General features: G+C 37.1%; 15 protein-coding genes and 1 pseudogene. 2 read left to right on the top strand and 14 right to left on the bottom strand.

What is annotated here, in order from left to right:
- Positions 1-24 precede the first annotated feature (24 nt).
- The 11 genes and pseudogenes from atpA to FC66_RS02495 form a co-directional block, all read right to left on the bottom strand.
- A complete protein-coding gene (gene atpA, locus FC66_RS02540) occupies positions 25-1,542 on the bottom strand; it encodes a F0F1 ATP synthase subunit alpha (RefSeq protein ID WP_057973804.1) in 1,518 nt (505 codons plus the stop codon).
- Between the two features lie 28 nt (positions 1,543-1,570).
- A complete protein-coding gene (gene atpH, locus FC66_RS02535; protein WP_057973803.1) occupies positions 1,571-2,116 on the bottom strand; it encodes an ATP synthase F1 subunit delta in 546 nt (181 codons plus the stop codon).
- A gap of 1 nt (position 2,117) precedes the next feature.
- Entirely contained in the window at positions 2,118-2,627 is a 510-nt protein-coding gene (atpF, locus tag FC66_RS02530) for a F0F1 ATP synthase subunit B (RefSeq protein WP_057973802.1), read from the bottom strand.
- Between the two features lie 71 nt (positions 2,628-2,698).
- Positions 2,699-2,911 carry a F0F1 ATP synthase subunit C gene (atpE, locus tag FC66_RS02525; RefSeq protein ID WP_057973801.1) on the bottom strand — a complete coding sequence of 71 codons (213 nt, stop codon included), beginning with the start codon at positions 2,909-2,911 and terminating at the stop codon, positions 2,699-2,701.
- A gap of 33 nt (positions 2,912-2,944) precedes the next feature.
- Complete coding sequence (atpB, locus tag FC66_RS02520; RefSeq protein ID WP_057973800.1) at positions 2,945-3,655, bottom strand: F0F1 ATP synthase subunit A; 711 nt, start codon at positions 3,653-3,655, stop codon at positions 2,945-2,947.
- 217 nt (positions 3,656-3,872) lie between these two features.
- On the bottom strand, positions 3,873-4,502 hold the full coding sequence (upp, locus tag FC66_RS02515; protein WP_057973799.1) for a uracil phosphoribosyltransferase: 630 nt from the start codon (positions 4,500-4,502) through the stop codon (positions 3,873-3,875).
- Between the two features lie 64 nt (positions 4,503-4,566).
- Positions 4,567-5,829: a serine hydroxymethyltransferase gene (gene glyA / locus FC66_RS08115; protein WP_057973944.1), complete on the bottom strand. Its 1,263-nt coding sequence runs from the start codon at positions 5,827-5,829 to the stop codon at positions 4,567-4,569.
- 33 nt (positions 5,830-5,862) lie between these two features.
- Positions 5,863-6,846: pseudogene (locus tag FC66_RS08110) on the bottom strand (L-threonylcarbamoyladenylate synthase); the annotation flags it as partial.
- 16 nt (positions 6,847-6,862) lie between these two features.
- Positions 6,863-7,708, bottom strand: coding sequence for a peptide chain release factor N(5)-glutamine methyltransferase (prmC, locus tag FC66_RS02505; protein WP_057973798.1), 846 nt, complete (start codon positions 7,706-7,708; stop codon positions 6,863-6,865).
- Entirely contained in the window at positions 7,701-8,786 is a 1,086-nt protein-coding gene (prfA, locus tag FC66_RS02500; protein ID WP_057973797.1) for a peptide chain release factor 1, read from the bottom strand. Before prfA ends, prmC begins: the two co-directional genes overlap by 8 nt.
- Positions 8,787-8,830: 44 nt before the next feature.
- Positions 8,831-9,412: a thymidine kinase gene (locus FC66_RS02495; protein WP_057973796.1), complete on the bottom strand. Its 582-nt coding sequence runs from the start codon at positions 9,410-9,412 to the stop codon at positions 8,831-8,833.
- A 211-nt stretch (positions 9,413-9,623) separates the two neighbouring features.
- Here FC66_RS02495 and FC66_RS02490 point away from each other — a divergent pair, with 211 nt between their 5' ends.
- Positions 9,624-10,970 carry a Mur ligase family protein gene (locus tag FC66_RS02490; RefSeq protein WP_057973795.1) on the top strand — a complete coding sequence of 449 codons (1,347 nt, stop codon included), beginning with the start codon at positions 9,624-9,626 and terminating at the stop codon, positions 10,968-10,970.
- A gap of 2 nt (positions 10,971-10,972) precedes the next feature.
- Positions 10,973-11,680, top strand: a complete 708-nt coding sequence (locus FC66_RS02485; RefSeq protein WP_057973794.1) for a type 1 glutamine amidotransferase — start codon at positions 10,973-10,975, stop codon at positions 11,678-11,680.
- 56 nt (positions 11,681-11,736) lie between these two features.
- Here FC66_RS02485 and manA read toward each other — a convergent pair whose 3' ends face one another.
- The 3 genes from manA to FC66_RS02470 are packed head-to-tail and all read right to left on the bottom strand — an operon-like array spanning position 11,737 to position 14,451.
- Entirely contained in the window at positions 11,737-12,702 is a 966-nt protein-coding gene (manA, locus tag FC66_RS02480; RefSeq protein ID WP_057973793.1) for a mannose-6-phosphate isomerase, class I, read from the bottom strand.
- 54 nt (positions 12,703-12,756) lie between these two features.
- Positions 12,757-13,791, bottom strand: a complete 1,035-nt coding sequence (locus tag FC66_RS02475) for a serine hydrolase domain-containing protein (protein WP_057973792.1) — start codon at positions 13,789-13,791, stop codon at positions 12,757-12,759.
- Between the two features lie 6 nt (positions 13,792-13,797).
- A complete protein-coding gene (locus FC66_RS02470) occupies positions 13,798-14,451 on the bottom strand; it encodes a histidine phosphatase family protein (protein ID WP_057973791.1) in 654 nt (217 codons plus the stop codon).
- Positions 14,452-14,560 lie beyond the last annotated feature (109 nt).

Genomic DNA, 14,560 nt, shown 5'->3' with positions numbered 1-14,560 from the left:
CACCATCTTTCATTTACTTTTAGTTTACGCTTTTTCAGGAGTTACTTGAAAACCTTCTGAAAAATCTTTGATTGCAGCATCGAATTTATCTTCATCAGGTAAATTACCCGTTTCTTTAATGTGATTTAAGAGATCACTATGATTATTATCAAAGAAATCAAAAATTTCACCTTCAAAGCGAAGAATATCATCAACAGGAACTACATCTAAGAAGCCATGTGTTAAAGCATATAAAATTAAAACTTGTTTTTCAACAACTAATGGTTTGTGTAATGGTTGTTTAAGAACTTCAACCGTACGATGACCACGATTTAATTTAGCTTGCGTTGCAGCATCTAAATCAGATCCAAATTGAGAAAATGATTCTAATTCACGGAATGATGCAAGAGCCAAACGAAGGCTACCGGCAACTTTCTTCATAGCTTTAATTTGAGCTGAACCACCAACACGAGAAACTGATGTCCCAGCGTCAATGGCTGGACGAGTACCTGAATAGAATAAATCACTATCCAAGAAAATTTGGCCATCGGTAATCGAAATAACGTTGGTTGGAATGTATGCAGAAACATCACCAGCTTGAGTTTCAATAAATGGAAGAGCAGTCATTGAACCACCACCCAATTCATCACTCAACTTAGCTGCACGTTCAAGTAAACGTGAATGCAAGTAGAAAACATCACCAGGATAAGCTTCACGACCCGGCGGACGTCTCAAAATTAATGACAGTTCACGGTAAGCCGTTGCTTGTTTTGATAAATCATCAAAGACAATCAAAACATGTTTACCGTTGTACATGAATTCTTCACCCATTGCTGAACCAGTATATGGAGCTAACCATAATAATGGTGCAGGAGAAGCAGGACCAGCACTAACGACAATTGTGTAATCCATAGCGCCTAAACGGCGTAATGTTTCTACTTGTGCGCTAACAGTTGATTCTTTTTGTCCAATAGCAACGTAGATACAGATCATGTCTTGATCTTTTTGGTTTAAGATTGTATCAATCGCAACTGAAGTCTTACCAGTTTTACGATCACCAATGATCAATTCACGTTGTCCACGGCCAATTGGTACTAAGGCATCAATAGCCTTAAGTCCGGTTTGTAAAGGTTGATCAACAGACTTACGATCCATAACTCCTGGAGCCTTTTTTTCGACTGGACGAGTTTTGGTTGTCTTAAGATCACCTTTACCATCGATGGGTTGGCCTAAAGGATTAACAACACGTCCAATAAGTTCTTCACCAACAGGAACTTCCATGATTCTACCCGTACGTTTAACAACATCGCCTTCACGGATACTTTCATAGCCACCTAAAATAACGATACCTACATCGTTCGTTTCTAGATTTTGAGCCATACCATAAGTACCATCAGAAAATTCCAACAGTTCCCCTGATAAAGCATTATCCAAACCGTGTGCACGAGCAATACCATCACCAACATAAGTAACGGTACCTACTTCATCAACGATAAGTTCGTCTTTATATTGTTCTAATTGTTCTTTAATTAAAGCACTGATTTCTTCAGCTTTAATGCTCATACAAGGTTCACCTCTTAACTACTTTAATTTATTGATTTGCTAACAATCGTTTTACTTTATTGATTTTTGATGAAATTGAGCCATCAAAAATCTGATTGTTCGCTTCAATAACAACGCCGCCAATAATTTTTTCATCGATAATATTGTTAAATACTATCTTGTTTGCACCGATTCGTTCTGCAAACTTAGCTGATAATTTTTCTAATTGATCATCATCAAGTTTAATTGCAGTTGTCACAGTTGCATGTACAACTTTTTCTTTAACATCACATAATCGTTCGAATTCTTCAATTATTCCGACCATATCACCCATTCGACCATAATCAAAGACCATCTGGATAACATTCGCAATAATTGGAGAAGCATCTTTAAGTAAGACCTTAATTAAGCCTTGCTTTTCTATCAAATTAAGTTGGGCACCAACAAGTACGTCACTTAATTGTGGATTGGCAAGAAAGACTTGTCTAAGTTCCTCTAACTCTTCCGAAAAGGCAACAATGTTACCCTGTTCTTCGGCAATTTCAAAGATGGCTTCTCCATAACGATTAGCAACAGTTGCTTTGTCTAATTTCATTTTACTTTACCAGCCCTTCAATATAAGAGTTGATTAAGTCTTTTTGATCATTTTCATTTAATTCTTTTTGAATAATCTTAGAAGCAATTTCAATAGATAATTCAGCGACATCACTCTGAACGCCACTTAATGCTTCTTGACGTTCTTGTTCAATATCTTTAATTGCATTTTGTTTTAACGTCGTTGCTTCATCTTGCGCTCCGGTAACAATATCATCATGTTGCTTTTTACCGTTATCTTTTGCACGATTAACAATTTCAGATGCTTCTTGACGTGAATTATCTAATTGGCTTTGTCGCTCTGTTGCTAAAGCGTTGGCTTTTTTTCTTGAATCTTCAGCAGAATCTAAATCATTTGCAATTTTTTCTGCACGATCACTCATCATTTTTGTGACGGGTCCCCATGCATAATGTTTAATAATCAACATTAAAATAACGAATGAAACGATATAAAAAAGAAAATCACCAGTCTGAAAATTACCAACAGCACCGAAAACTAAATCTGAAAACATCTATTGACACCTCCTTTTAAAATTAATATATTTCGTCATAATTAACGAAGAATAATGCTTAATTTCAAAAATTATTTAGCCATCAATAAGAACGAAATAACGATAGCGATGATAGGCACGGCTTCAATCAAACCGACACCAATAAACATTGTTGAACGTAATTGACCTGATAATTCAGGTTGGCGAGCCATACCTTCAAGTGTTTTAGAAATAACTAAACTGTTACCAATACCTGTTGCAAGAGCGGCTAAACCGGCTGCAATACCTGCTGCTAATAATCCCATAATATGTGTTTCCTCCTTATATATATCTTGTTTTTATTCTTTTTGTACTTTTCCACCAATATAAACCATTGACAATGTTACGAATACGTAAGCTTGGATACTTCCGATAAACAGAGAGAACCCTTGCCAGATCATTTCAACTGGTAATGCGACAACTGTCATTACTGGTCCCATAGAAACGGCACCACCAATTAACGTTAACAACACTTCACCAGCGTAAATGTTTCCGTACAAACGAAGAGCCAACGTCAACAAATTAGTAAATTCTTCAATCAAATTAATTGGTATAAACATGGCAACGGGGCTCAAATAAGAGTTCTTGAGATACCCTTTAAAGCCTAACTGTATAACACCCATAAAATGCGATAGTAAAATAACTAAAAATGCAAACGTTAGAGTCGTTAGCGGACTTGACGTTGGACTTTTGATCAACGTCTTGTCGCCAAAACCGATTTGGAGAAATAAACCCAATTGGTTAGATACGAAGATAAATAAAAATAGCGTAAATGCTAATAAATTAAACTTTTTACCTTCTTCTCCTGGCATTGCACTTTTAACAATACCGTTAGTGAAATCAATGAGCCATTCCAAAACGTTTTGTTTTCCGGTTGGCTTCATAGATAATTGTCTAGATAGCGCAATCACGACTATTGCGACAATTATAAATGCGACCAAACCCGAAGCAATATTCGTAATATTGAAAGGCAGTCCATAAAGCTTTACAACGAAAGCTTCTCCATCCACAGAATTTCACCTCTTTCCAAACTTTGATTTGACCGTTTAAAACGGCATAAATTAAAGAGAACAACTTTATAAATATTCTCCAATTACAAAAGAAATCATACCACCAATTGAAATAAAACACAAAAGAATTTCAAACTTATTTTTTGTTTTTTTTCTTGTTAAAAAAGATGACACCTAGAGAGCTTATACATAAGCATTCTAAGAGCCATCCATTTAATTATTTCGTACCGAATAATCGATCACCAGCATCGCCCAAACCTGGGACAATGTAGCCATCTTCATTTAAACGGTCATCAAGTGCTGCTGTATAGATATCAATATCAGGATGCTTTTCACGTAAAGCTTCCACACCTTCTGGTGCCGCAACAAGACAAACAAACTTAATTGTTTTTGCGCCACGCTTCTTCAATGCATCAACGGCCATAATGGCAGAACCACCAGTAGCAAGCATTGGGTCAACAACAAGAAGGTCACGACTTGCGATATCTTCTGGCATTTTTACAAAGTATTCCGTTGGTTGGAATGTCGTTTCATCACGATACATACCAATGTGACCAACTTTAGCTGCTGGTAATAATTCTAAAATACCATCAACCATTCCTAAACCAGCTCTTAAAATAGGAATAATCGCAATTTTTTTACCAGCCAATGTTTTTTGCGTTGTTTTACCCATAGGCGTTTCAACGACAACATCTTCTAAAGCAAAATCGCGAGAAACATCATATACCATCAACTCGGCAATTTCATTAACAACTTCTCTAAATTCTTTTGTTCCACAGTTCTTATCACGTATAATCGTTAATTTATGTTGAATCAACGGATGGTCCATTACTTGAAATTTGCCCATTACGAAACACTCCCTTAAATTTAGTCTATTCTATTTTAGCGAACTATCACTTAAAATACTAGTCTTAAACGTATTTAATTTGTGAAATTGGATGATTATTAGATAATGCTAAAACTTGTGACCCAATTTCAGCTAATTTATCATCATCATCATGGAATTGAATTGCGTACAGAACTAAGATTGCGATTACCTTAACGTCCTCACTATCGAAACCACGCGTCGTAATAGCTGGTGTGCCAATTCGGATACCAGATGTTTTAAATGGACTCAATGGTTCATTTGGAATTGTGTTCTTATTTACTGTGATATGAACGCGATCTAGTAAATTTTGAACTTCTTTCCCATTCAATCCAGATGGCGATACATCCAAGTTCATCAAATGGTTATCCGTTCCACCAGAAATAACTCTAACTAAATCTGACTGTGCAAAAACGCCAGCCATAGCTTGCGCATTTTGAACAACTTGATACATGTATGATGTGAATGCTGGTTGCGCCGCTTCAAAAAATGATGCCGCTTTTCCAGCAATAACATGTTCTAGTGGCCCACCCTGTGTTCCAGGGAAAACAGCAGAATTTAATTTCTTAGCATATTTTTCTTTTGCAAGAATCATTCCACCACGAGGACCGCGCAATGTTTTATGCGTCGTTGTTGTCACAACATCTGCAACATCGACGGGATTAGGATGTAATCCAGTTGCTACAAGCCCTGCAATATGAGCCATATCGACCATTAGATAAGCGCCAACTTCGTCAGCAATTGCTCTGAATTTAGTAAAATCAATCATTCGACTGTAAGCTGAGGCACCGGCAATAATCATTCTGGGTTTTTCTCTGAGCGCAATTTCGCGAATCGTATCATAATTTAATCGTTCCGTTTCAGGGTCAACACCATAACTAACAAAATCGTATAGTTCACCTGAGAAGTTTACGGGTGAACCATGTGTTAAATGACCACCGTCATTTAACTTCATCCCTAATATCTTATCTTCTGGTTCTAAAAATGCCTGGTAAACAGCCATATTTGCCTGTGATCCAGAATGTGGTTGCACGTTAGCATACTCAGCATGGAATAGAGCCTTAGCACGATCAATCGCCAATTGTTCAACCACATCAATATACTCGCAACCGCCGTAGTAACGTTTACCAGGATAACCTTCTGCATATTTATTGGTTAAAACACTACCTTGAGCAGCTCTCACAGCATCAGAAACAATATTTTCAGATGCAATTAATTCAATATTATCTTCTTGACGTTTTTCTTCATGTGCGATTGCTTCCCACAACGCTTTATCTTGTTGTTTATATTTTACTTTTTCAGCTTCCATAAGATCGACAATATTTTGTTTTCCTGCCGCTTTCTCAAGTCGGTTCATATAAGCGACACCAAGTCCGGTTTTATCGAATCCTTCAACTAAAATCATTTGCACGTTAGGGTTATCATCAAAATAACGTAGTCCATCAAAAAGGGCTTGGCTTGCTGACTCCACATTCTTCCCTAAAGAAGAGTATCCACTATTTTTCGGCAGCTGATCAGTATCGATTTGGCCTTCCTTAGCCATTAGTCCAATTGCAATATCTTGTTTAGCGACCCAATCCAAAATATCTGACCATTTTTGTCCTGGATTCACAATCACGACTTGTGCCCTTGGCGCATAATGTCTATATTTCATGCCAGGTGCTTTGGGTGTCTCGCCCTCGGCAATCTCGTGTGTCTCATCACTAACTGGTCCAATTACCGCTTCAATCTGCGATAACGTTACGGCGCCGGGTCTCAAGATCGTTGGGACCTCCGTGCTCATATCCAAAACAGTTGATTCTACGCCAATTTTTGTCTGCCCATCATCAATGACGGCGGCAATTTCCCCGGTCAAATCATGCATGACATGTTCTGCCATCGTTGGGCTTGGTTTCCCAGAAGTATTTGCTGAAGGACCAACGATTGGGACACCTGCCTTAGCAATAAGTTCTAGCGTCACCTTGTTATCTGGCATTCTAAATGCAGCAGTTTCTAACCCACCTGTGACTGTTTTTGAAAGAACACCTGGCTGTAACTTTAGAATAAGTGTCAACGAACCTGGCCAAAACGCCGTGATTAATTTTATTACGTTGTCAGAAAGTGGTTGTGCATACTTTCTAACGGTATCAAGGTTGGCAACATGCACAATTAACGGATTATCACTTGGTCGACCTTTTGCAGCATATACCCGTTTAACCGCTTCTTCATTAGTTGCATCAGCACCTAATCCATAAACAGTTTCAGTGGGAAATGCCACTAATTGTCCTTGTTTCAGTAAGTCTGCAGCCTTTTCTATTTCATTAGGTTGATAAATAATTGTTTCCATGATGTCAACACTCCTTTTATAATTTTGCTTGGATCATCCGCTGATTACCAAAACTATCTTTTTTTCCTTCTATTAAGTAAGTACTTTTAAATGTATCCATTAACATTTCCATTACAGCCGTTTCTTGTTGGTACCCTATCTCAAAAAAAATAGCCCGTGGTAGTTGTTTAAATTGAGCTATTTCTTGAATCATTCTTCGATATAAACTCAAGCCATTTTCAGTGGCAAACAACGCTTGATGAGGTTCGTACTCAATAACGCTTTTATCCATCACATCTTGCTCATTCTCAGCAATATAGGGTGGATTTGACACGACAACATCCATCTTCATCTTTTTAATTGGTTCCGTTAAGTCACCAACTAAAAAGGTTATATCCGCCTGTTGTTTTACAGCATTCTCTTTTGCGACACTAAGAGCCTCCTCTGAAATATCACTTGCGAATACTTGCCAATTAGGTCGTTCTTGCTTTAAAGCTAACGCGATAGCTCCCGTTCCAGTACCAATATCAACGATTCGTAAATTTTCATTTTGTGGTAATGATTCTAACATCCATTCTACCAATTCTTCCGTCTCAGGTCTCGGAATAAGCGTTGCGTTTGTCACTTTCAATTGCATACCAAAAAAATACGCATGTCCAATAATATACTGTGCCGGCATTCCATCACAAAACGACTTAACATCAATCTGATATTGCTGCCACTCGGCTTCGGGCATTTTAGTTTGATAATGCATTAATAAGTCAGTTGTTGACCAGTTCAGCCGTTCCAACAAGAGCCATTGAGCACTTTCAGTTTCCAGCTTATGTTCCTCTATACACAAAGAAGCCCATTTCAAGGCTTCATAGTAGGTTGGATTAGTCATTTTCTTGCAACTTTTCCATTTTTTGTGTTTGATCATATAAAATCAATGAATCAATAACTTCTTCAAGTTCACCATTCATGACACGATCCAATTTGTTCAGTGATAAACCAATTCGATGATCCGTAACACGGTTTTGAGGGAAGTTATACGTTCTAATTCGTTCAGAACGGTCCCCTGAACCAACGGCAGATTTTCTATTTTCGTTGTACGCACTTTGTTCTTGTTGTGAATAAAAATCGTAAACACGTGCCTTCAAAATTTTCATTGCTTTTTCACGATTTTGTTGTTGTGAACGTTCATCTTGCATTGCTACAACAATATTGGTTGGTAAATGAGTCATTCGAACAGCTGAAGATGTCTTATTAACATGTTGTCCACCAGCACCTGATGAACGGTAAACATCGGTTCTAATATCTTTTGCATCAATTTCGATTTCTACATCTTCAGCTTCTGGCATCACACCAACCGTTGCAGTTGATGTATGTACACGCCCAGCTGATTCCGTTGACGGAATTCGTTGAACACGATGCGCGCCACTTTCATATTTTAATTTAGAGAAGACACTATCACCGTTAATTAGCAATACGATTTCTTTAAATCCACCTACTTCAGTCACATTTTTATCCACAATTTCAACAGTCCAACCTTGTTTTTCGGCATATTTTGAATACATTGTGAATAAGTCGGCAGCGAATAAACTCGCTTCATCCCCACCAGCAGCACCATGAATTTCCATGATAATATTTTTATCATCATTAGGATCCTTAGGAATTAAGAGCACTTTAATTTCATCTTCCAGCGCCGTTTTTGACTTCTTAGCATCAGATAACTCTTCCTTTGCCATTTCAGCCATCTCTGGATCAAGGTTCTCCCCTAGCATTTCTTCGGCATCCGCAAGCTCTTGAACAACAATCTTATATTGACGGTATTTCTCAACGGTTTCTCGGATACTTGCCATTTCTTTTGATAATTCCATAAATCGATTATTATTTGAAATAATCTCTGGATCAGAGAGTAATTCGCCTAGTTCTTCATAGCGATCATCAACTGATTGTAATTGGTCATACATTTCATCCATTTATATTGTCTCCCTTTAATTCCTTATCGTATAGTCTATCTGAATTATTCTAACTGTCCCATTAACGGATTATTGTAGTGTTTACGACATACCGGATAATAAGCTTCATTACCACCTATTTGAATTTGTTCACCATTGTATACCGGTTGTCCATCATGAATCCGTAAATTCATAATCGCTTTTTTGAGGCAGAACCAACAAATTGTTTTCATTTCTTCAATTTTATCAGCATATAATAATAAATATTTTGACCCTTCAAACAATTCATTTCTAAAATCATTTTTTAAACCAAAAGCCATTACTGGAATATTCAGTTCATCCACAATTTTAGCTAATTGAATAATATGATCTTGTTTTAAAAATTGTGATTCATCAATCAAGACACAAGCAGCTTTTGAATTAGTTTGTTGCACCAATTCAAAGACATTTGTCTCATCAAAAATGGGCGTTGCTTCCCGTTTTAATCCAATTCGACTCGACACGAATCCGACGCCATCTCGATCATCTATTCCACTTGTTAAAATAATGACTGATTTATTTTGTTCCTCATAATTATGCGCAACTTTTAAGATTTCAATTGTCTTACCACTATTCATTGCACCGTATTTAAAAAATAATTGCGCCATAATAATCCTCTTTTATCTTTCAGATTTCCGTCTTTAAGTATATCCGATTTACGCTTAGATTTCATTAAATAAAAATTTTTTCTTAATATTAAGCATTTTATATGTAGAATTTTGTAATTATGCTATTATAGACATTATATAAATTCAGTAATTAGACCGTGTTATGCTCTTAGCATATCCAGTTAATTTTTCTATAAATGGAGGATATTCAATGACGATAAAAAGCGCTATAGCAACTACTGCCGGAAAATCATCGTACTGGTTTTTACATACCTTCTTAAAAGGTGGTAGCTCATTACCCGGCAAAATAACTGCCGCATTAGATCCAGATATTTTGAAAACATTGGGTGCAAATTATGATGTCATCGTCATCACCGGAACTAACGGTAAAACATTAACGACTGCCTTAACAGTTAAAGTTTTAGGTGCTAAATATGATCATATTTTAACCAATTCAGCTGGATCGAATATGGAACAGGGTATTATTACTGCATTTTTAACGGATAAACGTAAGAAAAATGAACGCCCACTTGCTATCCTTGAAGTTGATGAAGCTAATGTCATTAAAGTGACACAGTATATTACACCAAAAGCATTTGTTCTAACGAATATTTTCCGTGATCAAATGGATCGTTATGGCGAAATCTATACGACATATAAAAAAATTATTGATGGCATTAAATTAGCCCCTGAGGCGACAATCATTGCTAATGGCGATGCGCCAATTTTCCATTCGATTGACTTACCAAATCCTTTTGTTTTTTATGGTTTTAATCATGAAGAAGAAACAGAGAGTCTGGCGCCAACAAACACAGATGGTGTCCTTTGCCCCGTCTGTCAGCATATTTTACATTACAAAATTCGTACGTATGCTAATCTCGGTAAATATTATTGTCCAAATTGTCATTTTAGTCGTCCTGAATTAGACTATCAATTAACATCTCTTTTGGAACAAACACCAACATCGTCTCGTTTTATCATTGACGGACAACCTATGGAAATTCATGTTGGTGGCCTGTATAACATCTACAATGCACTTGCCGCTTATGCAGTTGGTCGCTTTTTAGATGTTGGACCCGCAGCAATCAGTAATACCTTAAGCGAAGATGATGAACAAGTCTTTGGCCGACAAGAACTTATCCAAGTTGATGATAAAGAGATTACGTTAATTTTAGTTAAAAATCCAGTTGGACTTGATCAAGTATTGGATATGATTGCAACGGACACAGAACCGTTCTCTCTAGCCTTTTTACTGAATGCTAATTATGCGGATGGTATTGATACGAGTTGGATTTGGGATGGTAATTTTGAACAATTAACACAAATGAACATCCCCCAATTTATGACTGGCGGCGAACGTTACAAAGATGTTTCGTTCCGTTTTAAAGTTGCCGGTGTTACTGATGACCAATTAATTAAAGAACCAGACGTTTCTAAAGTTGTTGACCAACTTAAATCTTTCCCAACAAAACATATTTACGTTTTAGCCACGTACACGGCTGTTTTACAATTACGTAAATCATTGGCAAGTGACGGTTATATTAAGGAAGGGATGTAAACATGGCAAAATATCATTTAAACGTCGCCCATCTGTATGGTGACTTATTGAATACTTACGGCGATGTCGGCAATCTACTAGCCTTAGAATATTACGCCAAACAAATGGATGTTGAACTAAAAACTGAAGTTATTAGTTTAGATCAACCTTTTGAAAAGAATCATTTTGATTTAACATTCTTTGGCGGCGGTCAAGATTTCGAACAAAAAATTGTTTCAAAAGATATTCAAAAAAAGAAAAACGATTTAACTGATTATATTGAAAATGATGGTCCTCTACTCGCGATTTGTGGCGGTTACCAATTACTTGGACAATATTATGTCGGTGCTGACGGTGAAAAAATTCCTGGTATTGGCGCAATGAGTCACTACACTGAAACTCAAGATAACAATCGTTTTATCGGGGACATTACTATTCAAAACGAAGAAACAGGCGAAACATATCATGGTTTTGAAAATCATAATGGGATGACTTTCCTTGGTGAAGACGAACGTCCACTTGGCAAGGTCCTAAAAGGTAAAGGTAATAATGGCGGGGATGCATCAGAAGGCGTTGTTTATAAAAATGTCTTCGGTTCATACTTCCATGGACCTATTTTAACTAGAAATGGTGAACTCGCTAAACGCTTGTTATTAATTGCCTTACACCGCAAATATCCAGATGTTGATTTCAGTCAACAAGAAGCACTCGTTATCGAACCAACCTTTTAAATAAAAAATAAAGTTTCGAACGACAATGCATAGTTGTCATTCGAAACTTTATTTTTTTAAGCTTTTTCTCCAGGTTCTGATGCAATAATCTGCATGTTGCCTGTAATCGTCCATTTTTTAACTTCATTAGGTAAAATAAAATGCATGCCCATTTTTAAATCAAATGCCCTACCATCAACTTCGATTTGGCCTTCTCCTTTTAGAACAGAGACAAGCGTGTACGGCGCAATTGTTCGCTCAAATGTTGCAGAACCATTTGCAATTAACCATTCATAAACACTGAAAAATGGCGTTTTAACAAAGCTCGTCACTTTTGCATCACCAATCAATTGAGTTTTAATATCTAACTTTGGCACAACGTTAGGGACATTCGTAACATCAATTGACTGTTGAATATGCAAATCACGTTTTTTACCAGTAGTTGCGTCAACACGATCAAAATCGTAAACGCGATAAGTTGTATCACTACTTTGTTGTGTTTCAAGGACCATTACACCTGAACCAATAGCATGAATTGTGCCACTTGGTACGTAGAAGAAATCTCCAGCTTTAACGGGTACATGGGTAAATAGTGCATCCCATTTTTCATCATGAATCATTTCTGCCAACTCTTCACGCGTTTTAGCATGATGACCATAAATGAGTTCTGCCCCTGGTTCAGCAGATATCACATACCAACACTCCGTTTTGCCAAGTTCATGCTCATGTTCCATCGCGTAGGCATCATCAGGATGAACTTGAACCGACAAATCTTGATTAGCATCCAAAATTTTCGTTAAGAGCGGGAAAACATCCCCCTTAATATTACCAAAGACTTCGCGATTTGAATCCCATACTTCATTTAATGTTTTACCAGCATATGGCCCATTTAAAATGGTACTTGGTCCATGTGAATGAGCCGAAATTGCCCAAAGTTCACCGGTGTGGTCGCTCGGAATATCATAACCAAATACTGTTTTAAGATGGTTACCACCCCAGATTTTTTCTTGCAGTACGGGTTTTAAAAATAGAGGTTCTGTCATTAGTTATGTTCTCCTTCATCTTAAGTTATTATCTTTTTATTTTATCACAAGCGGTTACATTTTTGAATGTGAATCGGTTACAATCTCATTGTGTTCCGTTAAAAAGCTGGTTACAATCTCATCACGTTTTTCGAGGTAGAGCGTATTATCGCTCGTTGGATGTACCCTATTGGTCAGAACAACTAATCCATCTTTTGTAGTCTGATTCATTAGCATGAACGTCCCTGTAAAACCAGTATGGTAGACAGATAAGTTCTCGCTACTTCCACGAAGGTCCCAGCCAAGCGACCGACCTAGGCGTCCAGTTGGCGTTTGATCGCTAAATAACATTTGGGTCGTTCTTGGTTTTAAAACGGGCCGTGTAGGGTCGTCACTCATAAACCACCTCATAAATTTAAGTAAATCAGATACGGTTGAAAAAAGTCCGGCAGATCCACAATGTTCTTTTAAAATGCGCGCCTTAGGATCGTGGACAATTCCTCTCAAAAGACCCAATTCGGGAATAATCTCTGTTGGGACACTTCTGTCAACATCAGGATTAAACGTGCTATCAGCTAAGCCAAGGGGCACTATAATTTCTTGTTTCAGCGCCTTTTGGACTGGAATATCTAAAATTTCTTCAATAATAAACCCTAAAAAGATGAGTCCAATATCACTATAAACAACCGTTTCGCCGAGACTATTACCATTAGTTAATCCAAATAACGCTTGTTTTAACGCGGGCGCAGATAACTGATTTCGATCCTTTATATACCCTTGAAAATTAGCCGTATGCGTCAGTAAATGTCGCAGGGTCACTCGTTCATCTTGATAATCAGCTAGATATTTTTTTATGGGATTATCAATATTCAATTTTCCTTCTTCTTGTAACTTCAAGATAAGCGTGGTCGTTCCAACAACTTTCGTTAAAGAAGCCACGTCATAGAGTGCATCGTCAATTAGCACTTCTACTTCGGGAATTAATTGTGAGTAACCGAGAAAACTTTGCGCTATTATTTTATTATGATGCACAATTCCAAATGAGGCTCCTGGAACGATTCCTTCACGGACTAACTGTTGAATTTTATTTGTCGTTTCAGAATATAACAACGACAATCACCCCTTTTGGTTAATCTTAACAACTTTAAACTTTCCTTTTTCAAAATCAACATTACTAACACTGGCATTTTTTAAGAGCATTATCGGTAATTGATTTTTTTCTAAGCTATCAATAAAACTTGATAAAACAAGCCCATGCGACACAATTAAAATATTTCCACCGCGCGTTTGGTATTGACTACCAATATCAGTCAGCGTCTCAATAATTCGACTAGTCATGCTGTCGTATGTTTCAGCTTGACTTGTCCCCTCAAGTTCCGCAAACATATCGACTAAGTCCCTAAATCGATTATGTCCTAATACGGCTTTAATCACCTTAAAAAATCCAAACTTTTTCACAAGTAACGGAATTAATTTTTTATTTTTCATTTCCTCTAATCGACCAAAATCAACTTCCCTAAGGCCTTTTAATGGTTGTATATCGAACGCATATCTATTTTTTTCAAGAATAAAGTTCGCGGTATCCTGTGTTCGTTTTAAATCACTAGTATAAACTGCTTCAAAGTCCATATCTTTTAATTGCGTGCCTAGGTTTCTAGCCGCTTCTCGTCCTTTGTGTGTCAGACGAGAATTAGTCACTCCTTGTAACCTCTTTAATCTATTTAAACGTGTTTGACCATGCCTTACTAAATAAAAATGAACCGTCTTCATCGCCGGCACCCCCCAATAAAATAATTTAATGTTTGTATTATTAAGTATACGCTACCATAAAGATTTTACCTAAAGAAAAACCCATAAATTGAAACAACTTTTAATCCGT

The organism is Dellaglioa algida DSM 15638, from assembly GCF_001434695.1.
Classification (GTDB): domain Bacteria; phylum Bacillota; class Bacilli; order Lactobacillales; family Lactobacillaceae; genus Dellaglioa; species Dellaglioa algida.
The sequence above is the reverse complement of the archived record's forward strand: the minus strand, read 5'-3'. Positions and strand labels throughout refer to the sequence as shown.